The organism is Ruegeria sp. J8 (genome assembly GCF_056531925.1).
This window is the reverse complement of sequence record NZ_JBQFMR010000001.1, coordinates 284,714-307,146: the sequence shown is the minus strand read 5'-3', so window position 1 is coordinate 307,146 and position 22,433 is coordinate 284,714. Positions and strand designations below refer to the sequence as shown.

Annotated in this window: 19 protein-coding genes; 8 read left to right on the top strand and 11 right to left on the bottom strand. The window is 52.5% G+C overall.

Translation table 11 applies throughout. From position 1 onward, the window contains the following. Positions 1-25: 25 nt before the first annotated feature. A complete protein-coding gene (locus ACR0L1_RS01475) occupies positions 26-1,876 on the bottom strand; it encodes a bifunctional 2',3'-cyclic-nucleotide 2'-phosphodiesterase/3'-nucleotidase (RefSeq protein WP_480856783.1) in 1,851 nt (616 codons plus the stop codon). Between the two features lie 22 nt (positions 1,877-1,898). Here ACR0L1_RS01475 and ACR0L1_RS01470 point away from each other — a divergent pair, with 22 nt between their 5' ends. Continuing rightward, the gene (locus ACR0L1_RS01470; protein WP_480856781.1) at positions 1,899-2,054 is read left to right on the top strand and encodes a hypothetical protein; all 156 of its coding nucleotides are present in this window, start codon (positions 1,899-1,901) and stop codon (positions 2,052-2,054) included. A gap of 444 nt (positions 2,055-2,498) precedes the next feature. On the opposite strand, the gene ACR0L1_RS01465 is transcribed toward ACR0L1_RS01470, so the two are convergent. After that, positions 2,499-2,990, bottom strand: coding sequence for a P-loop nucleotide/nucleoside kinase family protein (locus ACR0L1_RS01465; RefSeq protein ID WP_170388911.1), 492 nt, complete (start codon positions 2,988-2,990; stop codon positions 2,499-2,501). Between the two features lie 16 nt (positions 2,991-3,006). Further along, a complete protein-coding gene (locus ACR0L1_RS01460; protein ID WP_170603273.1) occupies positions 3,007-3,906 on the bottom strand; it encodes a LysR family transcriptional regulator in 900 nt (299 codons plus the stop codon). A 96-nt stretch (positions 3,907-4,002) separates the two neighbouring features. Between ACR0L1_RS01460 and ACR0L1_RS01455 the strand changes: the two genes are divergently transcribed. After that, complete coding sequence (locus ACR0L1_RS01455; protein WP_480856778.1) at positions 4,003-4,650, top strand: class I SAM-dependent methyltransferase; 648 nt, start codon at positions 4,003-4,005, stop codon at positions 4,648-4,650. 433 nt (positions 4,651-5,083) lie between these two features. Here the strand turns inward: ACR0L1_RS01455 and ACR0L1_RS01450 are convergent, their stop codons facing one another. The 3 genes from ACR0L1_RS01450 to ACR0L1_RS01440 form a co-directional block, all read right to left on the bottom strand. Continuing rightward, positions 5,084-6,349 (bottom strand): flavin monoamine oxidase family protein, encoded by a 1,266-nt coding sequence (locus tag ACR0L1_RS01450; protein WP_480856776.1) that lies wholly within the window; start codon positions 6,347-6,349, stop codon positions 5,084-5,086. Between the two features lie 127 nt (positions 6,350-6,476). Beyond that, positions 6,477-6,740, bottom strand: coding sequence for a hypothetical protein (locus ACR0L1_RS01445; RefSeq protein ID WP_480856775.1), 264 nt, complete (start codon positions 6,738-6,740; stop codon positions 6,477-6,479). After that, entirely contained in the window at positions 6,737-7,942 is a 1,206-nt protein-coding gene (locus ACR0L1_RS01440; RefSeq protein WP_170352661.1) for an aromatic ring-hydroxylating oxygenase subunit alpha, read from the bottom strand. Before ACR0L1_RS01440 ends, ACR0L1_RS01445 begins: the two co-directional genes overlap by 4 nt. Positions 7,943-8,408: 466 nt before the next feature. On the opposite strand from ACR0L1_RS01440, the gene ACR0L1_RS01435 reads away from it, so the two are divergent. The 5 genes from ACR0L1_RS01435 (at position 8,409) to ACR0L1_RS01415 (ending at position 13,185) form a co-directional block, all read left to right on the top strand. Beyond that, complete coding sequence (locus tag ACR0L1_RS01435; RefSeq protein WP_170352662.1) at positions 8,409-9,518, top strand: extracellular solute-binding protein; 1,110 nt, start codon at positions 8,409-8,411, stop codon at positions 9,516-9,518. Positions 9,519-9,606: 88 nt separating this feature from the next. Then, positions 9,607-10,749, top strand: coding sequence for an ABC transporter ATP-binding protein (locus ACR0L1_RS01430; RefSeq protein ID WP_480856772.1), 1,143 nt, complete (start codon positions 9,607-9,609; stop codon positions 10,747-10,749). Between the two features lie 65 nt (positions 10,750-10,814). Further along, the gene (locus ACR0L1_RS01425; RefSeq protein ID WP_216599185.1) at positions 10,815-11,708 is read left to right on the top strand and encodes an ABC transporter permease subunit; all 894 of its coding nucleotides are present in this window, start codon (positions 10,815-10,817) and stop codon (positions 11,706-11,708) included. Further along, on the top strand, positions 11,709-12,551 hold the full coding sequence (locus tag ACR0L1_RS01420; RefSeq protein ID WP_480856771.1) for an ABC transporter permease subunit: 843 nt from the start codon (positions 11,709-11,711) through the stop codon (positions 12,549-12,551). It begins immediately after the preceding gene. A 1-nt stretch (position 12,552) separates the two neighbouring features. Then, positions 12,553-13,185 carry a TetR/AcrR family transcriptional regulator gene (locus ACR0L1_RS01415; protein ID WP_170352666.1) on the top strand — a complete coding sequence of 211 codons (633 nt, stop codon included), beginning with the start codon at positions 12,553-12,555 and terminating at the stop codon, positions 13,183-13,185. A 24-nt stretch (positions 13,186-13,209) separates the two neighbouring features. Here the strand turns inward: ACR0L1_RS01415 and ACR0L1_RS01410 are convergent, their stop codons facing one another. Next, positions 13,210-15,669, bottom strand: coding sequence for a GcvT family protein (locus ACR0L1_RS01410; RefSeq protein ID WP_480856769.1), 2,460 nt, complete (start codon positions 15,667-15,669; stop codon positions 13,210-13,212). Positions 15,670-15,855: 186 nt separating this feature from the next. On the opposite strand from ACR0L1_RS01410, the gene ACR0L1_RS01405 reads away from it, so the two are divergent. After that, on the top strand, positions 15,856-16,635 hold the full coding sequence (locus tag ACR0L1_RS01405; protein WP_170758879.1) for a class I SAM-dependent methyltransferase: 780 nt from the start codon (positions 15,856-15,858) through the stop codon (positions 16,633-16,635). A gap of 33 nt (positions 16,636-16,668) precedes the next feature. Here the strand turns inward: ACR0L1_RS01405 and ACR0L1_RS01400 are convergent, their stop codons facing one another. Genes ACR0L1_RS01400 through ACR0L1_RS01385 form a run of 4 tightly spaced genes read right to left on the bottom strand, consistent with a single transcriptional unit; the run spans position 16,669 to position 22,400 of the window. Beyond that, a complete protein-coding gene (locus ACR0L1_RS01400) occupies positions 16,669-18,048 on the bottom strand; it encodes an aminotransferase (RefSeq protein ID WP_480856767.1) in 1,380 nt (459 codons plus the stop codon). A 13-nt stretch (positions 18,049-18,061) separates the two neighbouring features. Then, positions 18,062-19,237 carry an aminomethyl transferase family protein gene (locus ACR0L1_RS01395; RefSeq protein WP_480856765.1) on the bottom strand — a complete coding sequence of 392 codons (1,176 nt, stop codon included), beginning with the start codon at positions 19,235-19,237 and terminating at the stop codon, positions 18,062-18,064. Beyond that, a complete protein-coding gene (locus ACR0L1_RS01390; RefSeq protein WP_480856763.1) occupies positions 19,234-20,766 on the bottom strand; it encodes a phytoene desaturase family protein in 1,533 nt (510 codons plus the stop codon). The genes ACR0L1_RS01395 and ACR0L1_RS01390 overlap by 4 nt, the downstream gene beginning before the upstream one ends. Continuing rightward, positions 20,763-22,400, bottom strand: coding sequence for a phytoene desaturase family protein (locus ACR0L1_RS01385; RefSeq protein WP_480856761.1), 1,638 nt, complete (start codon positions 22,398-22,400; stop codon positions 20,763-20,765). The genes ACR0L1_RS01390 and ACR0L1_RS01385 overlap by 4 nt, the downstream gene beginning before the upstream one ends. Positions 22,401-22,433 lie beyond the last annotated feature (33 nt).

The window sequence follows — 22,433 nt, the reverse complement described above, 5'->3', positions numbered from 1 at the left end:
CCCAAAGTATGCAAATGAGATTGAACTAGAGCTTGATGCGGAAAGCCGCGAAACCGTCTGTGCCTTCTCCGGCGTCTTCGATTGAAACGCCTTTGACGTCGCCAATGTAGTCTCGGGCCTTTGGGCCGGTTTCGAAAAGAACTGTTGTGTTCTCAAGAGGCGCAAAGGACCAATTAGCGTCCGCTTTTGGGTTGATCGTTCCCTGTTCAACAATATAGCGCACAATGACGTCGCGATTGGTGTCTGGGGCCTCGAATACGATTGTATCACCCAGTGCGCCAGGGAACGAACCGCCGCCCGATGCACGATAATTGTTGGTGGCAATGATGAACTCCATGTCATCAGTGACCGGTTCACCTTGGAAGGACAAGTTCACAATTCGGGCTGCATCGGGATTCGCCACTTCGCCCTTTGGTCCAAAGCGCGACGGTTGTGACAGGTCGATCTGGTATGTCACACCATCCATTACATCGAAATTGTAAGACGGAAACTCAGGATTCAGTAGAACCGCGTCTTCTGAGCCTGACTCGATCGTGTTGAACATTCCGGCCGATCGCTCCAGCCAACCACGCAGCTGAACACCGTTCACTCGCACCGCGCGCACCGTATTTGGATAGAGATACAGATCAGCCACATTTTTTATAGCAACATCCCCAACCGGGACATCGGTGTAATAGTCGGGGCCTCCGCGACCACCCGCCTTGAACGGCGCCGCCGCTGACAGGATCGGCAAACCTTCATGCTCGGTGCCTTTTAGCATTTCTTCGACATACCATTTCTGCGCGATGGAAACGATCTGAACAGACGGATCATCAGCAACCAGCGCAAAATAACTGTGCAATGGAGCAGATGTCTTGCCGACTGCTCGACGGACATAGGCGAGCGTTTCGTCGTGATCCTTCGCAACCGAGTCGAGAACCTTCTGATCGTCTTCGACCAAAGCGGTGATTGAGCGGTCTTCATTGCGTTGGGAAATCGCACGGGCCTCAGACGTAGTGGTAATCACACGCCACTCATTTCCTTCCCGTTCCAGCAGCAGATCCAGCAAACCAAGATGTGAACCCCAGAAGCCGCCCATGACAGCAGGTTTGCCCATAAGGGTGCCCTTTTCGACATCGATGCCGGGTCGGTCCGAAAATGTCGGCGAGGGGAAGACAAGGTGATTGTGGCCCGTGACCAACGCGTCGATCCCGTCAACACCCGCCAAAACGACCGATGCGTTTTCCATACCGTCGACATGATTGGCGTCACCGATCCCAGAGTGTGAAAGGGCGATGACTAGGTCACAACCTTGTTCTTTCATCTCTGGCACGTATGCCCGCGCGGTTTCGACGATATCGCGGGTTTGAACATTGCCTTCCAGGTGCTTTCGATCCCAGTTCATGATCTGCGGCGGCGTAAAGCCAATTACTCCAATTTTGATCGAGTGCTTAGTCCCATCGCCCATTTCGATTTCACGGTCGATGATTGCATAAGGCTTGATCAGCGTTTTGTCGTCACGCGGAGTTGCACCTTGTGCCTTTGAAACATTGGCCAAAACGACCGGGAACTCCGCACCCGCGAGTGATTTTTCCAGGAAATCCAGCCCGTAGTTGAATTCGTGATTGCCCAGAGTTGCGGCATCATAGCCAACGATGTTGAACGCGGTGATAATGGGGTGGGCGTCCCCTTCTTTCATGCCACGCTCATAGGCGATGTAGTCACCCATCGGGTTCCCTTGAAGAAAGTCACCATTGTCGACCAAGATCGAATTTGTCGCCTCAGAGCGAATTTCGTTGATGATTGAGGCCGTACGGGACAAGCCCACGGTGTCACGGGGTTTGTCAGCATAATAGTCATAAGGGAACACATGGACGTGGATGTCGGTTGTTTCCATAATGCGCAAATGCGCTTGGTTGTTGGCAGCCAAAACTGAAAAAGGATGCAAGGTGATCGCCGCTGCACTGGCTGTTGTTGCAAGAAACTGGCGACGCGAAATTGACGAGCGGCTGGAAAATGACATGGGTGACCTTTCGAATTGGCTGGCAACGAGAATTGTTGCCGCTTTTGCATAACGATCTTATGACAGTATTTCCTATCACATCTTGCAGACTTATTTCAGGGGTTTTGGACGAGCACCAAGCACCAACTCAGGGCAGTTGTTAAGTGATTGCGTCCGGTGAAACCAAGCTAGGAGTGTTTTGACAACGTATTTGCAAAATACTCAGTGCCATTTACCTTCGTCCGTGCTGCATTGACGGCGCTGAACTATTCTGAAGGTGGTCGCCGGAGCCAGTACTGGCCAGTGCGTTGCTCGAGCCCGCCAGTGACGTACGTTAACCAATAATCGGTGTAAACGACATTGCGGTTTTGCCTTCGCCTTGAGCCATGAAGGACACACACGCATGCACCTCTTGTTGCCGCGCGTAATCCGGACTTGAGACCCCGTGAAAGCTGTCTGTGAGCATTAGCCATCCGTCGATGCAGAGCAGGTGCTCGAAACATGTTTGGTGCCGCCGCTACTGACGGTGAGTTATGATGTTGAAACCTTCTTCGGGCAATGGTGGCACGAAATGCCGCGCAATACGGCGATATTGATCTTCTGTTGGTGCAAAGGCATGCGCGCCTTCTCTGTTGCGCTTATGCAGCCTGTGCAGACAAACTTCATCTGGCAAATCCAAAAAGTGAAGGTGCTGCTGCGCGGCCGTGTCTTTCAGCAAGTCGCGCATCCAAGCTCTATTTTCAATTGTGTTCGCTGGAAAATCGAGAACCACTGAAACGCCAGCCTTCAGCAAAGAAGCCACGTGACGCCCCATGACCGGTCGCAGTTTCCAAGCGCAATTCACGTAGTCCTGCAGGGACTTCATCTGGTCGCCAAACAGGGCGCTAAGCCATTCATCTTCTGAAATGAGCACGACTGCGTCTCTTTCCGCTAGTTCCGCTGCCAGAGTAGATTTTCCAGAAGCGACTTTGCCGCATAGCAAGTGAAGCGTTGGAATAGCCTGTGACATAGAACGAACTCCCGGATTACCTGATGGTCCCTGCGCTAAGTTGGTCCGCCAGTTGATCAAATACCAACCTGATCCTTCGTGCGGTATGTAACTCGGAGTGTGTCGCCAGCCAAATCGGGAACTTAAACGGCTCGCGGTCGGGGAGCACGCGCTCCACACCAGGTGTTAAGGCAGCCACATCATCCGACATTACACTTACGCCAAAACCTTGGCGCACCAGTTGCCAGGATACAATCCCGCTTTGTGAGCCAATCCTGAAGCTCTTTCGGGTTACTTTAATGCCCGCCGGATCGAGAAAACCGATCATCGTGTCGATGTCCCCAAACCCGACAAAGTCCAATTTCGCAATTTCGTTTTCATTTTTCGGCCGTCCCACCTGATCAAGGTACGAAGGTGCTGCGTAAAAATGGGCCGTGGCCTCGGCGACAAGCTTTGCTGTCAGATCCGGCTGAGTTGGACGCACATGTCGGATGGCGATATCAGCCTCACGTCGCTGTATGTCTCGTATGTCATTTGCAGCAACGATGTCGATCTCTAGTCGCGGTGCCGCAAGTCGGATCTTTTTCAGTATAGGTGGCAGCTGATAGGCAGACATCACATCGGACGCAGTAATCCTGACTTGCCCTTCAACAGCTTGCGACTGGCTTGTCGCAGTAAGAGAAATCCTGTTCGCCACATCCGCCATTTCTCTGACATGCAACAAAAGCTCGGCGCCAGCAGTCGTCAAATTAAGCGACTTGCCGACTCTTTCAAACAGAGTGATGCCAAGGGCCGTTTCCAGCGCAGCAACTTGACGGCCAACAGTGGGTTGAGTTTGCTCAAGAACGCGTGCCGCTGCGGAAAACGAGCCTTCTTCGGCTGTCGCAAGAAAGGACCGTACCTGGTTCCAGTCGAAATTGATTGCCTTCCAGTTCATGCATTTATGAATAACACTTCTGCAAATTGTGGCAATTCCATAAATGATTGTTTGGAAGTAAAGGATACGGCGACAACCTTTTTTGAGAGTAATGAAATGACTGCTTTGTCCAAGGATGCTGCGTTCTGGAGCAATATCTCACAAAAGTATGCGGCAGACCCAATCCGCAACATGGAAGGGTATCTGAAAACACTCGAGCTCACGAAGTCGTACCTGAAAGCGGAGGACAACATACTGGAAATCGGGTGCGGGACGGGTTCAACCGCGCTGCTGCTTGCACCGCATGTCGCCCATGTCACTGCCACGGATCTCGCTCCGGGCATGATCAAGATTGCCGATGAGAAGCGTGCTAAAGAAGGATTGGAGAACGTCACTTTCAAGGTGGCTGAAGTTCTTGAGCATGGTTTAGATGAAGGTTCTTACGATGCGATCTTGGCGCATAATTTGCTTCATCTTCTGCCCGATTTGGACCAAGCGCTCGAGCACATTTCCGCGCTTACAAAACCCGGTGGGCTTTTCATATCCAAAACCGTCTGCGCACCTGAGAGCGGTGGTTTCAAGTATGCGATGATCAGTCGGATCGCCATCCCAATCATGCAGGCTCTTGGGAAAGCCCCGTTTGTGCATTTTGTGTCTGGATCAGTGCTTGAAAGGAAAATCGCGTCCGCAGGCTTCGACGTGTTTTATACTTCTGATCAAGCCTCAATGCTCCAAAGCCGCTATATTGTCGCGCAAAAATCTTGAAGTTTTAGTTCGTTTAGCTGCATCCGTTGAAACGATCTTTGCGTAAACTTGCACGATACTTTCATACTGGAAGGAACGGAGTTACCTCGGCCTGCTTGTACCTTAAGAGTGTTGTTGCGAAAGGCCGTTTTGTCCGCACAGCAGACATAGTCGTTTTACGACACAAAGTCTGGTTCCGTTCTTTAGCGGACATCCAGGAAAACTGCTCAAGACAGAGAGTATCTGGTCCCCATCGAGCCACCCCGCTGAAACATGGTCAGCTTTTGTTCTTCAAAACTTTCAATTTCTTATCATCTGTCTGTGACCGGATAGCTTACCCTGAACTGGTCGCGGAGCATGCGAAAGATGAACTTGGCCTTGTGACTTATAGTCAAAGGTTCATTCGAAATTCTAAGACTGTTCCACTTGCTGGAGCAAGTTGATCGCCAGGTGTTCAGCGTAGCTGCGCCAACACATCTTCCGCGGCCCTTAATCCTTCTAGGTGGGCTCCGCTGACCGAGCATTGTTGGTTAGGATGTGTAGCTTCACCGGCGAAGTGCACCCGCTCAGCATGAGACTGGCGTAAGACAGCGCGTTTGTTGTGGCCTCCCGGCTTGGCTCCAGCGTAAGAACCACGCACATAGGGTTCATTTCGCCAAGCGGTAGCGTGGCCTTTGATGAAGGCTTTTCTGACTGTTGTGCCGAAAAAGCCAACCAATGTTTCGAGCGCGTGCTCTATGGCGCTTTCAGGCCCCGCGTCCTGCAAAAGTCTGGAAAAGCTTCCAGAACTTTCAAAGCTGGTAAGGCCGGTGTCTGAGATGTTGCAAAGAAAACCGCCTCCGCGGGCTACCCCGTTGGCGTCGGGTTCTAAGTGGTACGTCAACCAAGTATCGGGTTGCACTGGCAAAGCTCCGGAGCGGAAAAGGAGGCCAGCGTGATTGTAGTCTCCCATAGTGATGAGCTCGAGCGCTGAGCGTCGGTCGGATTCTAGCGGGGGATCAAAGTGGATGATGTCTTCGGCTAGGACGCCGACGGAAACTGTAACAATTACGGTTCGAGCTTTGATCTTGCCAGTGGCCGTAGTTATCTGCACCCCTTCAGTGAGAGATTTTATTTCTGTGACCGGAGTGGCCAATTTAATTGGCAGCCCCTTTGCAGTGCATGCAATTAGGTGTCCGAAGCCTTCGCGACAAAACCAATCGTCTCCGCCCTCCCAGGCACTGATGTCTCGCAGAGATGTATCCGGCAAATCTCTGGCAATCGACAAGGCAAATGTCATCGCTGCCGTGAACGACCAATGCCCTTTGTTCTGCCAAATGTCTGCCAAGGACCGGTCTGTTGGAATTCCGGTACTTGCTTCAATTTCTGCATCGATGCGCGCCGCTTCAGTGATCGCGCTATGAAGCTCGTCGACTTCGTCCCACAGAACAGCGTCAACCTCCAAGCCATATGTCACCGCGTTGTCTGGGGCTGCATAGAGATCAAGGCCGAGTGCGAGACCTGGAGCTTTCAGAGCGTTTGCATGTTCGGTGTGCATCCAGTGCGCACCCATGTCGAACGGGACGCCAAAGATTTCCGTGTCCGTGTGTGTGCGCCCCCCGACGCGGTTGGATGCCTCGATGCAGACTACTGAGAGTCCCGCGGATTTGAGAGCGTGAGTAGCTGCAATTCCTGCTGCTCCGGCGCCAACGACAACGACGTCAAAGTCGTGAACTTTCAATGCTTTCGCTCCAGAAATGAGATTGGCATGAGAGATGGTTTTCGGAGTGGGTTTGCGCTTTCCTTACATTTTGAGAATTTACAAGGATTTGAGTTATCCAAGGATTTTGTCGTTTGCGCGGAAGCAGTCATTGATTGGTTCTTGAGTTTAGATTGCAAACGAATTCTGGAATTGAAACGCCCTCGTATCCAGCCAGATCGAGCGGATCTTCCGTGTCAAGCTTGCTGCATCTTCGGTAGATTTCCAGCATCTCGGCAGAAAGCTCGCCGCTCTTAAAAAAATACATCGCGGCAGCATATCTTGTGGCGCCAGAGCCAGGTTTTCCGATGGCTGTTACCAGGAACTGCGTTTGAGCTTCTGCTTCCTCCACTTGGAATATACCTTTAGTCACGATTTCGGCTCAGCGGACATCGCATCATTCAACGCGGCAACTTCATCTTCTCCAGGCGCTGATTCAGAGTTGTAGATTGGCAGAATGTTCCTGAGATGGTCATGATGAGAGCGCACGCCGTACTCGAGATCAGAAAGATAGAAGCCTTCAAACGCCTCCGAAGCCATGGCTTCGTTGGACCATATCGTGAGCTGAATATCTTCTTCCACTGTCTCTCGATCAATCCGGGCGGCAAGGTAGCGTGCCGCTCTTTGTTGGCGGTCTTCGTTCGGGTTTCGGTATGTCGCGCTCCGTAGAATGGATTTATCCGTCGTGATCGGAAACTCTTGATAAAAGAGGGTCGTCTCAGGTGTGACGGCTATGACCGCATTTGGAAAAATGCCGTAGTAAAGCCAAGTTTTGTGCAAGTGTTCTGGCAGGTGAGGCTGTGGTTTAGTGAATTTCTTGTAGTTGCGAACGGCCCACCTCCGGCCCTTTGTCGGAGTGAATTTTCCGTCAGAACGTGAGATACCATCGACATATGGTTCGTCTGAATAGGTCGAGCCATACAGATCCTGAAGGGCAGGGTGCGCGAGCGGGACATGATACCCTTCGTTGTCGACATCTCTGATCGATTTCCAGTTTACAGGAGTCTCCTCGGTCCAGATTCCGTCCGTCGGGACATGTTCGGCCATTTTGTAGGCAGAGACTTCCTGTTCAATCGGGGCTAGCAGTTCGGCTACTGATGGCTGGGGTCCAGGTTTGAATCGGACGAAGACAAAACCCTGCCAGATTTCCATTTCAATCTCTTTCAGGCCAAACTCGTGCTTGTCTAGATCGGGGAACGACTCCGGACGGGCGGCGCCGCGTAGCGTTCCATCAAGATTGTAAACCCAGCCGTGAAATGGGCAGACTAGAGCGTTTGCACATTTTCCTTGCTCTTTCGAGACCAGCCGAGAACCGCGGTGACGACAAACGTTTAGAAACGCGCGGATGTCCGAGTTGCTGTCCTTCAAGATCAGGGCGCGCTCACCGCACATGTCAAAACATAGAAAATTACCGGGTTCCGGAACATCCGAAACATGGCACGCGATTTGCCAATGCGTTTTGAAAAGTTCGCTCTTCTCAAGTTCAAGAAGGGCATTGCTGTGATAGCACCAACCGGGCAACCCGCGACGGTCCCAATTGGTAGGAATTTCTGTGTTTCTTACTTCGTCGCGCATCGGAACAACCCGCATAGTTTTGGTTTGGTCAGTTTGGGTCTCAGATGGGGACAGTATCCAGGAGTGAAAATTTGGCCTTGCTGGATCCGCCACTCTTCGACTGAGTGTAGGTGTCGCTTAAATTGACTTGCTCGTCAACTTTTTCTGACTGAATGATCATTCAGAAATGTGCCGCTAGTCACGCCTGTGAGGTTTCCTTGGTCGATGGTTTTCGATTTACCTGCTCAAATCAGGTGCAAAACCAGTGATATGTAGAGATATGATCAAAATTCATTCAGCCAAGCTTGACAGTGCAGATTTCAGCGGACTACCGTTCTGAATGACTAGTCAGATAAAAACATAGCGACTTGGGGGAATGGGGTGCTTGGTGATCGCGCCCGCAACGCAGGCGCGATCATTCGAGAAGACAGACTAGCAAACAAGGCAAGACAAATTCAGCCACCACTCAGGGAGAGGAAGCGAAGTTATGAACTCAATCAGGAAAATCGCCGGAATTACAGTTATAGCAGCAACTACTACTGCAGTTTCGGGATCGGCTTACGCGCAAGAGCGTGTGTTGAAGGTTACGAATTGGGGAGAATACATCGCTGAAGACACAATCGAGAACTTCGAAAAAGAATACGGTATCAAGGTGATCTATGATCCGTATGACTCTGCCGAAGCAATTGATGCCAAGCTACTCGCGGGAAACAGCGGATATGATGTGGTTAGTCATGCCGGCAGTGATACGGCTCGTCTGATTAAGGCGGGAATTGTTGCACCGTTGGATATGTCGAAGCTGGACAATATCAAGCACATCGACCCGGCAATCATGGAGCAGTTGTCAAGTGAATGGGATCCAGGCAACCAACACTTCATTCCTTATATGTGGGGAACGCACGGCGTCACATACAACGAAGAATTGGTGAAAGAGACGTATCCAGATGCCCCCATAGGCTCGATGGATATGGTTTTCGATCCTGTTCACATGAAAGAGCTGTCCAAGTGTGGAGTTTCATTCCTGGATTCCCCGGGCGACATCATTCCGATGGCTTTAGCGCATATGGGCCTGGATGCGAACTCCACAAACAAGGAAGACTATGAGAAGGTTGGGGAGATGTTGGCGGAAATCAGGCCATACATCAAAACCTTCGATAACTATGCTTATCAACGGATGCCTCAGAAAGAGTTCTGTGTCTCAACCACATGGGGCCCTGACGGTCTCCTTGCCATGTCTGGCGCAGCGGAAGCCGACACTGGTGTAGTGCTAGACTTCTTCCTGCCCGAAGGTGATCGTACAGCGCAGCTGTGGATTGATGGTTGGCTGATCCCGGAAGACGCCGCGAACAAAGAAGACGCTCATCTTTTCCTGAACTATATGATGCGCCCCGAGGTTGCGGCCAATGATAGTAACTTCACCTGGTATGCGACCGCCAACCTGACGGCCAAGCCCATGGTTGATGAGGCTGTAACCTCCAGCCCAGCCGCGTTCCCAACATCGGATCAGGTTGCCAAGATGTACACGACTGCCGTTCTTCCTCCCAAGGTCGAGCGCTTGCAGACACGTACCTGGACTGACTTTAAGGCCGGAAACTAAATCCACTCACACTGGCAAATGAAGTAGCGGACCAGACCGGTTCGCTACTGCATCCCCAGATCCCGACTGGCAGACTAAGAGGCCCAAATTGACTGTTTCCACGGCTGTCAGCCCAGAACCATGGCTCGATCAAAAAGAACAGGAACCTCTGGTCAAAATCAGAGGCGTAACCAAAAAATACGGTGCAGTGACTGCTGTCGATAACGTTGATCTGGATATCTACAAAGGAGAGTTATTCTGCCTTTTAGGCGGATCTGGATGTGGAAAGTCGACACTACTTCGAATGCTTGCTGGGTTTGAGGATTTGAACAGTGGTACAATCACTATCGACGGAGTCGATATGGCCGATGTGCCAGCTTACGAACGTCCGACCAATATGATGTTCCAAAGCTATGCGCTGTTTCCGCATATGACCGTCGAAAAAAACGTGGCTTTCGGGTTGGAGCAAGACCATGTCCCCAAGCTAGACATTGCGGACAGAGTTCACGACATCCTCAAGCTTGTTGAGTTGGAAGATTTCAAAAAGAGAAAACCTAAACAATTGTCCGGTGGGCAACGCCAGCGTGTTGCATTGGCGCGGGCCTTGGTCAAACGTCCCAAGTTGCTGCTCCTGGATGAACCTTTGGCTGCTCTGGACAAAAAACTGCGTAAGCAAACGCAGTTTGAGCTTGCCAACATTCAGGACAAGGTCGGCGTCACGTTCATCGTCGTGACTCACGATCAGGAAGAAGCAATGACCCTGTCTTCGCGAATGGCCGTTATGGACGCGGGTCGCTTCAAACAGATTGGAACTCCGACAGAGATCTACGAGTTTCCAGAATCCCGCTTTGTGGCTGACTTTATCGGATCAGCAAATATTTTTGAGGGCAGGGTGACCGAGGATGGGGTCGACCATGTTCGGGTCGAAACCGAGTTCTGCGAAGTTTATGTTGATCACGGTCATTCTGTTAAGGCTGGCAGCAAGATTTGGGTTGCGCTGAGGCCCGAAAAAATTCGACTTGAGAAATCTGATACAATTGCTGAGGGCGCGAACCAGACAGCGGCCGTTATCGACGATGTTGGGTATTTGGGAGAGACATCGATCTACAAGGTAAGGCTTCCCAATGGCGAAATCTTCGACGTCACTCAGCCCAACCAGTCACGTCCGACGCATGCTGCGCAGCGATTAACCTGGGAAGACAAGGTAAATATCAGCTGGGATCCGTCTAGCGCCATGTTGCTCCACTCATGACGGATTTCACCGAGGATATGTTCGAACCGCCGCAGGTTGAACGACAACCCATGATCCGTTTAGTGATGCGGCGTATCCATAGCAGATGGCGTCAGATCGTCACCGTCATACCGTTCTTCTGGTTGCTTGTATTCTTTCTGGCACCGTTCTTCATTGTCGCAAAGATAAGCTTAGCTGAACTGGCGATTGCGAGCCCGCCATTCACAAGTTTAATTGAGTGGACAGGTGACGGGATCATGACAATCCGCCTGGTCTTCGACAATTTTGTCTACATCTGGGAAGACAGCCTGTACTTTGACACTTACGTAAATTCACTCAAGATTTCAGTAACGTGTACGTTCTTGTGCCTCTTGTTTGGCTACCCTATTGCCTATGCAATTGTACGATCGGGGCCGGTTGCGAAGCCGCTCTTGTTGTTTGCAATCATTCTTCCGTTTTGGACGTCTTTCTTGTTGCGGGTCTATTCGTGGATGGGCCTGCTTGCGGATCAAGGCACGATCAACAACCTTCTGATAGCGCTGGGGGTGATCGATGAGCCGATCCGCATGCTTTACACGGAATTCGCCGTCTATATCGGGATCGTCTACACCTATATGCCGTTCATGATCCTGCCGCTGTACGCGAATATGGAGAAGCTGGACAACAGCCTGAACGAGGCGGCCGCCGACCTTGGTTCCAAACCAACGAACACTTTCTTCAAAATCACATTGCCTCTGACGATGCCTGGAATTGTCGCTGGTTCACTGCTGGTCTTTATCCCTGCGACCGGCGAGTACGTTATCCCCGATCTGTTAGGTGGCGGCAACGTGCAGATGATTGGGCGGGTTCTCTACAATGAGTTCTCTAGAAACAGCGATTGGCCAGTGGCCGCCGCAGTTGCGATTGTTCTGCTGTTCATACTGGTGCTGCCAATCATGGTTTTCCAGCACTACCAAGGCAAAGCAGCGGAGGAGCAATAGATGTACGCCAAACGCTCCCGTTTCTTAACCATCATGCTGACCTTGGGACTGGCATTCTTTTACATCCCAATGATCCTGTTGGTTATTTACTCATTCAACTACTCCAAGCTGGTACCGGTTTGGGGTGGATGGTCGTTGCGCTGGTACAAAGAGCTTTTTCAATCTGCGGAAGTCTGGAGCGCTGTTTCACTCAGTCTTCAGATTGCCGTTGTCAACGCTACTTTTGCCACGGCGCTTGGCACCTTGGCAGGTCTGGCTATGGTGCGCTTTGGACGGTTCAAGGGGCGGACCTTGTTCGGTGGCATGTTGGTCGCGCCCTTGGTGATGCCCGAGGTGATAACCGGATTGTCCTTGCTGGTTTTCTTCATCTCGCTGAACCAGCTGATCGGATGGCCTGCTGAGCGCGGTTTTGCGACGATTACGATCGCGCATATTACCTTTTCCATGGCCTATGTGGCGGTAACAATTCAGGCACGCTTAACCGGTGTGGGGCAAACACTGGAAGAAGCCGCCGCCGATCTTGGCGCAAAACCGTTCAAAGTTCTGACGGCCATAACGATCCCACAGCTGACGCCGGCACTAATTTCGGGATGGTTGCTGGCCTTCACGCTGTCTCTCGATGACTTGGTCATAGCAAGTTTTGTTACCGGCCCAGGCGCAAATACCTTGCCAATTTTGATCTTTTCGCGCATTCGACTGGGCCTCAGGCCGGACATCAACGCGCTAGCAACCATCATGATTCTTGTGATCGCTATCTGTGTCGCTATCGCAGCAATAATTATGTTCCGGAAACAGAGAGCGGATTTGTTGGACAGGCAAATGGCTGAACGAGAGGAGAGTTAAATTGGAGACGCATGAGCTTCAGAAAAAACGACGCACCGAACCTCCCGAAGTTCGTCGCTTACAGTTGATCATGGCCGCCATAGACTCGATCTCGAAACGCGGGTTTTCTGACACGACGCTTAAACACGTGACAGAAACAGCCAATCTGTCCCATGGCGTGGTGAATTATCACTTCGACAGTAAGGAAGCTTTGTATGACGCCGCGCTGGGTTTCCTTGCACAAGAACACTATGAAAATTGGCTCAAATACTATGAGGCTGCGGAACCTACAGCCGCACATCGGCTGGCTGCGATTATTCGAGCGGACTTTGACAAGAGCATTTGTACCCACAAGCGGTTGGCCGTCTGGTTTGCCTTCTGGGGGCAAGCGAAGTATCGGCCTAATTACTTGAAGATTCATAATAAATATGACAACGAAAGATATGATAGAATTTTGCACCTATGTGGTGAATTGATTGCCGACGGCGGCTACGACGATCTTGATCCAGAAAAAACAGCTCGGGCCGTAGAGGCGATGTCAGACGGGGCCTGGCTAAGTTTGATGTTGTATCCAAAAGTGGCTGATCGTCGGGAATTCAGGGATGTTTGCATGCTTTCGCTGTCGCGGTTCTTCCCAAAACACTTTCCAGTCTGAGCGAAAGCATCGAACAATATGGCTTCAGCGCTTTATTTTGTGCATGCCGGGGTCATAGAGCGGCTTTAACGAGGCTGCCGCGTCGTATTTCTCGTCTGCGATTTCGATCTGCCAATGCCCAGTTGCGACTATGTCCGCGGTCAACGGTTCGTCAATCTCGGCGAAACCAATGCCGACGGCAGCGCCGAGCGTGTGCCCATATCCGCCAACTTGAATATATCCGACTTCATTGCCGTTTAGATAAATCATCTCATTGCCGTACATGAGAGGCTCTGGGTCTTTTAGCAGGAACTGCAACATCCGGTTGTTGGGCGTGCCTTTCGCCTTGATCGTGGCGAGTGCTTCCCTGCCGATGAAGCCACCGGGTTTGTCCAATTTGACGCCAAAACCAAGCCCGGCCTCAATTGGGTTGTCCGTGTTGTCCACGTCAATTCCGAAATCACGATAAGCCTTCTCTAGCCGTAGGGAGTTGAGAGTTTGCATTCCAGCATTGCGAACACCCAGATCTCGACCTGCTTCCATAATCAGATCGTAGGTCTGAATGGCCTGAGTGGCCGGTACGTGAAGTTCCCAGCCGAGTTCGCCAATAAACGTCACGCGATAGGCCATAACTACGGCGTACCCGATGTCGATTTCACGCGCCGTCATGAAGGGAAAACCTTCGTCCGACAAATCAGCTCCGGATATTCTGCTCAATAGTTCACGCGACTTTGGGCCGTGAACGTTGATTTGGCAGCGCCCTGCGGTGATGTCTGTTATAATAACGTTCTCGTTGTCCAGGACGTGCCGTCGCATGCGCATCTCGGTATGACCCGCCGAGTTTTCTCCCACGATGACCCAGTATTTCCGATCGGATAGCCGGGTAACCGTAAGGTCTGCCTCAAACCCACCCCGTTCATTTACCCAGGCCGTGTAGACGGCGCGACCGGGTTCAACATCAACGTCATTGCAGGAAAGGCGAGAGAGGAGGGCGCAGGCATCCGGTCCTTCGACGCTGAAACACGCCATTGATGTCATGTCCATTACGATGACATCCTCGCGTGCTGCCCGGTGTTCTTCAGCGTGCCATTCAAACCAATTTTGTCGATACCAACTGTATTTCTCGACCTTGGCCTCTTCGGGCGTCGGAGCAAACCAATCAGGTTGTTCCCAACCATTTCCTTCGCCGAAAAAGGCTCCGGCCGCTTTGAGACGTTCATAGAGCACTGAACGCTTAACGTTCCTGGCCGTTTTGTAGTTCTCATTGTGGTAGTGCTGACCAAATAGCTTTCCTAGTAACTCAGGTGTTCTGTCGCGTCGAAAGGCCGGTGTCGCCATTTCACGGGAAAAGCGATTGACGTTGATGCCGGTAACATCGATGGGCGGCAAGCCGTCCACCATCCAATGGGCCAAAACCATTCCCGTACCCGCGCCATTCAGGATGCCAAGTGAGTTCATCCCACATGCAACCCAGAGATTGCGCAGTTCAGGCGTCGGGCCAACAAGCGGCGCAAGATCAGGCGTAAAGCTCTCAGGGCCGCAGAATAGTTTTTTGACACCGTAGTTCATGGTGTCAGGCACGCGCGAATAGGCTTTCTCTAGGTCGGGCCCAACACGTTCCCAATCTGGTTCAATCTCTCCGAATTGCCATTCATCCGGGATACCATCGAGCTTCCAAGCCGCAGCGCCGGGCTCAAAAAGCCCTAACATCATCCCGCCGACTTCTTCTCGGTAATAAGTGTAGGTGGAAGGGTCTTCGAGAACGGGTAGATCGCGAGGTAGGCCCGGGATACTTTCCGTTATCAGGTAGTAGTGTTCAGCCGCCTGGAGCGGTAGATTTACACCGTGTTTTGCACCAAGTTGGCGAGACCACATGCCTCCGCAGATCACAACGTTTTCGGCTGTTATGGTATGACCGTTCGCAGTGCGGACCCCGGTCGCAGTGCCGTTCCTGGCTAAAATCTCTTCAACCCGCACACCTTCAAAGAAATGTGCGCCTCTGTTTTTGGCTCCCTTGGTCAGAGACATTGTCACGTCCACCGGGTTGGCCCGACCGTCCTCCGGAATGAGGAACGCTCCAACAACGTCTGAGAGGTCCCCTATAGGGAACATATCCTGCGCTTCTTTTACTGAGACTTCGTGGTTGTTTATCCCAAAACGCCGCATGAAGGCTGCGACGCGACGCATCTCATGCAGGCGTTCTTCATTGGTTGCAATCTGCAGATATCCAACGTCGCGGAAACCTGTGGATATACCGGTTTCCTTCTCTAGGTTCGCATAAAGGTCTCGACCGTGCGTGTAGATAGCGCACTCGGCTTCGGATTTGAGAAGGCCGGCTACGATCAGGCCGGCGGCATGCCAAGTGGTCCCTGATGTCAGTTGTCCCTGTTCCAGAACGACAACATCGGTATGGCCAAGCTTAGTCAAGTGATAGGCCGTGTTCGCGCCGATCGACCCCCCACCAATAATCACAGTTTGGGCATGCGTCGGTAGGGTGTCAGCCATTGCGAGAAAATCCTTTTAGGCGTTCTTTTCTCCGAATACCAGTCAAATCACTTGCTGTCTACTGACTGAATGATCATTCAATTATAGCTGAATCTATGACCTGCGATTTCGCGATAAAGCTTGTCTGAGATGAGAGAAAAGGTTTCACTGCAGTGACTGACTAACAATCAGATGCGGGGGAATCCTATGTCAGACGAGATCCTATATGACCAACAGGCAATCAGCTTTCTGGAGGAGCTTTGGGGAGAGGGGTTTCTTTCACCGGGAGGCCCTGAAGAAGTTGCGCGTGTTGTTAAAGGGATTGATCTGAAAGATAAGCATATCCTTGATATCGGATGCGGATCTGGAGCCATTGCAGTGTTGATGGCACGGGAGTTCGGCGCCGCTAGAGTTACGGGGATTGATGTAGAGGCCCCGGTTTGCGCGGCTGCGAAAGAGCGAGTTAGGCAGGCGGATCTGGAGGGAAAGGTCGATATCATACAGGTCACTCCAGGTCCAATGCCATTCGAAGATGGTACTTTTGACGTAGTGTTTTCGAAGGACTCGATCATCCATATCCCCGACAAAGTAGCGATGGCTGCGGAAGCTTATCGTGTGCTCAAACCAGGCGGTTATTTCGCTGCTTCTGACTGGCTGACCAATCATGATGGTGAGATGTCACCGGAAATGGCGCACTACGTAAAGATGGAAGCCTTGGAGTTTCAGATGGCGTCGCCCTCTAAGTACCGCGCTGCAATGGAGCTGGCTGGCTTTGAAGACGTAGAGTTAGTCAACCGCAACGCTTGGTATGCTCAGGTATCAGCTGCTGAGCTGGAGGAATTGACCGGGCCAAACCGAGTCGACTGGGAAGCTCGTCATGGTGCGGAGTTTATTGAACATCAGATCGAGATCTGGGACGCTATGCAGCCAGTGCTAAAGACCGGTGAGCATTGCCCACATCACATCCGTGGACGGAAACCAGCCTGATCTGACTGGAACTTTGAATGGACGCGATGACCGTTATGCGTCGTAGTCCTTGCTGACCTGCGCCATACCAGCTTCCATGATGTCGAACATTTCGTCTATCTGCGACGGAGTTATGATCAGAGGGGGCGAGAACACGGCCATGTTTCCAAATGGTCGCAAGAGGAGTCCCATCTCCTCGCAAGCATCGTCCAGTTTCTGTCCAAACTTCACATGCGCTTCGTAACTCTCGACGTTCAGTCCAGGGCGACATTCTATGCACCCGAGGAGCCCGTCACCGCGCACATCCCCAACTATCGGAAACTTCTCCTTTATTTGATTTAGGCGGTCCTGGAAATGCGGTGTGACGCGTTGAACGTGTCCTAGAATGTCCTCGCGCTCCATGATTTCAATATTCTTAATGGCAGCCGCGCAGCTCACAGGGTGCCCGGAGTATGTGTAGCCGTTGTAGAAAACATCGTCGCCCGGTGCGTCTGAAATGCGTTTCATTACTGCGTCCGAGATTATGCAGGCACCTAACGGCAGATAGCCCGAGGTTAAACCTTTTGCGCAGGTAATAATGTCAGGGACGATGCCAAAGACGTCTTCTGAGGCGAACCAGTGTCCCAACCTACCAAAGCCGGTTACGACTTCATCCGAAATGTACAGAATGTCGTTTGCCCGGCAAATTTCGAGCGTGCGCTTGTGATAACCCGGAGGTGGAACGATCACGCCACCGGAACACAGGATCGGTTCCGCGATAAAGGCGGCAACACGGTCGGCGCCTACGTCAGCAATCAGGCTCTCAAGGTCAGCAACTTTGGCGTCGCACCATACATCAACTGTTATGCCTTCTGGCCGGTGGTAGGGATTCACGTCGGGCAGAAAACGCACCAGATCCTGAGCTTTTTCAAAGCTTGTTTCGAAACGTTCTTTTCCAGTGACAGTCGCGGCGAGAAAGGTTGATCCGTGGTAGCCTTTTTCCCGGCCGATCACGATCCTCTTCTCCGGTCGGCCAAGCCGATTGTTCATGAAAAGTGCGGTCCGCAGTGCGGTGTCAACGGCGGTAGACCCACCGGTCGTGAAGTGCACCGTGTTCAGATCGCCTGGTGTACGTTCCGCGATCATTCGCGCCAGAACGGCCGCGGGTTCGGTCGTAAACGACCACGGCGACGCATAGGGCATCTTCATAACCTGTTGGGAAATGGTATCGGCCATCTCTTTACGCCCGTATCCGATCTGTGTGCACCACATTCCGCCAGGGCCATCAATATATCGCTTCCCGGCAGCATCCCAGAGATAGATACCATCCGCTGTATTTACCCGCATGTACTCGTCGGACCCAAAGCCGTCGGTTCCGGCCCAAGGATGTAGGTGATGGTCGCGATCCCAAGCGACAAGGTCGCCGTCGGTTGGTGTATTATCCAGGGTGTTCACGTCTGCTTCTCCTTTAGGTGCGGGCCGGTGGCGTAGCTCGTGCGCGGGGCGGTGCGAAAAAGGCTTTGGTGACAGGAGTGAGGCGCGCCATCCTGGTGCGCCATTTGCCTTCTTGCAGAGTGTAAATCTCGGCCTTTAAGCCAGATGACCGGCCAGCATCCGGCATACGGACATGGGCCAACGCAATGCTGCGCTTGGCGGTCGGCGACCATATCCCGGATGTTATGTGCCCAACTTCTTTTTTGCGTCGATTGTAGATCAACGACCCTTCCGAGGGTTTGAATCCTTCGACATCGAAACGTAGGAGGAGGCTTCTTGGATTCTCTCGCTTGGACAGCAGCTCTCGCCGGCCATTGAAATGTCCTTTGTTGAAATCGACTAGCCGACCCAGACCAAGTTCGAAGGGTGTTTGGCCTCGGTGCAACCGTTCGGTCGCATGAACCGGTTGAAAATCCACACCTGCGGTCAGAAAACCGGCTTCGATGCGGGCCAAGTTTACAGCTTCGTATCCAATGGCGCGCAGTCCCTGATGTGTGCCACCTTTCCAAATTCTGTCCCAAAGCGCTTCTGCCTTGTCCCAGTCGCACCAGAGCTCGTAACCTAAGTCACCGGTAAAACCCGTCCGCGAGATCATGAGACTGTGTTCATTTTGAGCGAGATCGAATGGCTTCAGCTTGCTGACATCTAAACCAGCGGCTTCCAAAACTGCATAAGAGGTCGGCCCTTGCAGCGAAAGTCCAGCAACACTGTGAGTTTCGTCGACGACTGAAACGTCAAAACCCCATGCAGCGTCGAGTAGCCATGTCAGCATTTGTTCCTGACAACAAAGGCGCCAATCGTTGTCGCCAAGATGGAAAAGAGTCCCGTCATCGATGACCATACCCTCTTCATCACACCAGACCGCGTACCCCACGCGACCAACGCTGATTTTTCGGACGTCCCGTGTCACGAGGCGATTGAGCATCGCGGTCGTGTCCGGCCCGGTCAATCGGTACTTGTGCATTGGTGAGATATCAAATAAAGAGGCCTGATTTCGCAGCGCGAAGTACTCGAACTCGACACTGTCCAGCACACCCGGGGCAGCATAACCGGCCCAATCGTACCAATTTTGTGCGCGATTTTGCTCTTCGAGTTTTTTGTGAAATGGCCCGGGTATCAAACCGAGTTTTGGATCGGTAAAGATGCTCATGGCTGAGCCTCCAGCGCCGCCAGGGCCGCATTGCGACCAGCGAGGCCCATGACGTCGCCACCGGGATGCGTTGCTGCACCGCATTGGAACAGCCCTTTCGGCCCCATGGAGTATCTGGACATCCCGTTCGTGGGCCGAAGTGTCAGGAGCTGGTCCAAAGACATTTCTGCATGGTGCCAGTGCCCGCCGGGCGCTCCGGTTGCGCTTTCGATTTTATCCGGTGTTATGACCTGCTTACCTGCAATTTGATCACCCAAGCCGGGCAGGGCGCGGCTAAGAGTTTCGACTGCAATTTCCGCAAGCTGTTCCTTTGCAGTCTCAGTCCAGCCGCCTTCAAGGTCAGATGGCGCATATTGCACTATGGTTGACAGCCAGCTTGCCTCGTCGGCTGTCTGCATTTTGAAAGCTTCAATCACAGGTGCTTTGGACATTTGACCATACTTAGCCGGATTGAACGCAGCTTCGACGTATTCCACAGAAGGAGCATAGATCAGACGTTCGCGTGCCAATTCGTCACTCAGGCTGGGCAGGGCGGAGCTATCCTTGAGCCGTAGATTGACCTTAGCCGTTGTTCCACGCGCCCGTATATTTCGCACTCGCCGCATCGTTTCGATGTCAAAGGCAGAGGGACCGGTCATTCGGCTTGTTAGTTTCGGGGCAAGGCTGCTGAGCACATTAGGCGCGGCAATGGTTCGTCCATCGGTGGTTTCCACTCCGGAGACTGCATCGTTGTCCAACAGAATGCGGGATACTTCAGTGTCCGGCATCAGCAGGCAACCTGCCTTTTGCGCAGCTTCCACCATCAAATCGGTTAACGCGCACATCCCGCCTGCTGGTTGAGTGATGGTCCCTCCGTGACCCAAACGATAGATCAGATTGAACACAGTGCCCGGAGATCTTGGACCAGTGGCTGTCCCCCAGATTGCATCAGCAGCAAGCATTCCAGCCACCGGTCCTTCCGACAGGTCATCTAGGATAATGTCGTGGACATTAGATAAGACGACCTGCAGGAAACGCCACATTTCAGATTTGCCCAGCTTTTTCAGGCCTATGCCCAGTTTCGCCAGGCGCAAAAACTCGTTGAGCGCACCCCGGGAAAGGATGGCCTTTTGCCCCCCGGGAGGTGGAGCCTCGGCGAGTTGGCGCAAAAGGTTTCCATATGTAATCAGCTGGCGTGTCAGATCAGACCAGGCATCTGATTCCCGGTGTTTTGTCCCGTCGCTCCAATACACGCCGTCGTTCTTGAAGACGATGTGCCGCCCATCCTCAGACAGAGAGACCGTGGAGACGGGTTTGCTGGACAGGACAGGGTGTTGAATATCTATGCCGATGTCACCCAATGCCCGCGGGCTCAGGTTGTATAGCGAATGTGCAAGGGTCGGACCGCCGTCCACAGAATAAGACGCCATGCCGCCGAACCTGTCGGATTTCTCAATGATACAGACATTCTTGCAGCGTCGACCAAGGAGTGTTCCGGCAATCAGGCCGTTTACACCGCCGCCAATGACAATCGCATCAAATTGGCTCATGCGGCATACCCCTTCATTCGGCCATGCCGTGTTTCTTTCCTGAGAATAGCGCGGGCAGCGTTTGCACCTGGGGCCCCCATAACCCCACCGCCGGGATGGGCGGACGACCCGCACAGATAAAGCCCCTTGATGGGTAAATTGTACTGCGACCAACCCGGGACGGGCCGATTGAAGAAAAGCTGATCAAAAGTTAGTTCGCCTTGGAAAATGTTGCCCTCTGTCAGACCGACCTCGCGCTCAATTTCCAATGGTGAACGAACTTCCATATGAACAACGCGCTCGCGAATGTCGGGACACGCCACAGACATCTGGTCGAGTACAGTTTCTGCCATCGCATTGCGCTGTTTGTCGTCCCAATTCTCGGCAGATCTAACGCCGTCGACTACTAAGTCATAAGGCGCATATTGGACGAAAACCGTCATCATGTGGGCACCTGTCGGCGCCATAGTCGGATCAATCTGGCTTGGGATGAGCATGTCGATATAAGGCTTTTCCGACCAGCGTCCGACTTTCCAATCATCATAGGCCTTTTCAAGTTCAAAGAGGCTCTGCGACACATGTAAATCACCCCTGAGGAAGCTGGTGTGCTCGGGTGCTGCAGGGAAATTTGGAAAGCGGTCAAGCGCAATATTGAGCTTTGCCGAGGACCCCCGAATTTTGAAGTTTCGCACCGCCTTGGTGAAATCATCCGGCAACTCGGCCATATCTAAATGGTGCAGAATTGTGCGCTTGATATCCATATTGGAGGCAACGACAGGGGCATGAAAAACCTTGCCGTCCTCCAAAGCTACGCCTTCAACGCGTCCGTCTTTGCTGAGGATTTTCTCAATCCCCGAACCTGTGTGGATAGTACCGCCGTGATCCTTGAAAGAGGCAGCAATGGCATTCGAAATTGCACCCATCCCTCCACGCGCGAAGCCCCATGCTCCGATGCCGCCGTCAATGTCACCCATGTAGTGGTGCAGCAGCACATATGCCGTTCCGGGTGAGTACACTCCGAGGCCGGTGCCGATAATGCCTGAGCCTGCCAAATGGGCCTTAATCAAGTCGTTTTCGAAATGCTCATCCAGAAAGTCACCAATGGACATTGTCCAGAATTTCAGCGTTTCACCAAGCTCCCGACTGCCCAAACCATGTGCTTTTTTTACGAGGTACGCCAGTTCGCCGAGATCGCGCGGATGGAGAGAAGCGGGGTCCGGTGCGTCCCGAAGTAAAAACGGACGGATAAAACGGCATTGCCGCATGATGGCTCGCGAATAGCGGCGATAGGCGTCGGCATCTTTTGCGGAATGACGTGCCATCTCACGCTTCAGTGCGTTGTGATCGGAATAGTAGGCGAAGTAATCCCCATCGCGCGTAAAGCTCGCGCCGCCTTCATACGGAATTACCTGAAGTCCGTATTTTGGTAGCTCAAGGTCCCTGGCAATCTCGCGCCGCAAAAGAGAGCAAACGTATGAGCAATTCGAGTATGTCCAGCCCTCGTGTAGCGACCGGCTGACTGCGGCGCCACCGATCCAGTCGTTCTTTTCGACCACCAAAACATGCATGCCAGCGCGCGCCAAATAGGCTGCAGCGGTTAATCCGTTGTGACCAGCGCCGGCCACAATCACATCGTATCTGTTCTCAACCGTCAAATTTCTCCATCCCCTTCTCTCCCGTTTACAGAT

What these genes read in the sequence shown, in the direction of transcription:
- ACR0L1_RS01475 (WP_480856783.1), bottom strand. Translation starts at nt 1,876, where the DNA reads ATGGAAACAACCGACATCCACGTCCATGTGTTCCCTTATGACTATTAT.
- ACR0L1_RS01465 (WP_170388911.1), bottom strand. Translation starts at nt 2,990, where the DNA reads ATGTCACAGGCTATTCCAACGCTTCACTTGCTATGCGGCAAAGTCGCT.
- ACR0L1_RS01460 (WP_170603273.1), bottom strand. Translation starts at nt 3,906, where the DNA reads ATGAACTGGAAGGCAATCAATTTCGACTGGAACCAGGTACGGTCCTTT.
- ACR0L1_RS01455 (WP_480856778.1), top strand. Translation starts at nt 4,003, where the DNA reads ATGACTGCTTTGTCCAAGGATGCTGCGTTCTGGAGCAATATCTCACAA.
- ACR0L1_RS01440 (WP_170352661.1), bottom strand. Translation starts at nt 7,942, where the DNA reads ATGCGCGACGAAGTAAGAAACACAGAAATTCCTACCAATTGGGACCGT.
- ACR0L1_RS01435 (WP_170352662.1), top strand. Translation starts at nt 8,409, where the DNA reads ATGAACTCAATCAGGAAAATCGCCGGAATTACAGTTATAGCAGCAACT.
- ACR0L1_RS01425 (WP_216599185.1), top strand. Translation starts at nt 10,815, where the DNA reads ATGCGGCGTATCCATAGCAGATGGCGTCAGATCGTCACCGTCATACCG.
- ACR0L1_RS01420 (WP_480856771.1), top strand. Translation starts at nt 11,709, where the DNA reads ATGTACGCCAAACGCTCCCGTTTCTTAACCATCATGCTGACCTTGGGA.
- ACR0L1_RS01410 (WP_480856769.1), bottom strand. Translation starts at nt 15,669, where the DNA reads ATGGCTGACACCCTACCGACGCATGCCCAAACTGTGATTATTGGTGGG.
- ACR0L1_RS01405 (WP_170758879.1), top strand. Translation starts at nt 15,856, where the DNA reads ATGTCAGACGAGATCCTATATGACCAACAGGCAATCAGCTTTCTGGAG.
- ACR0L1_RS01395 (WP_480856765.1), bottom strand. Translation starts at nt 19,237, where the DNA reads ATGAGCATCTTTACCGATCCAAAACTCGGTTTGATACCCGGGCCATTT.
- ACR0L1_RS01390 (WP_480856763.1), bottom strand. Translation starts at nt 20,766, where the DNA reads ATGAGCCAATTTGATGCGATTGTCATTGGCGGCGGTGTAAACGGCCTG.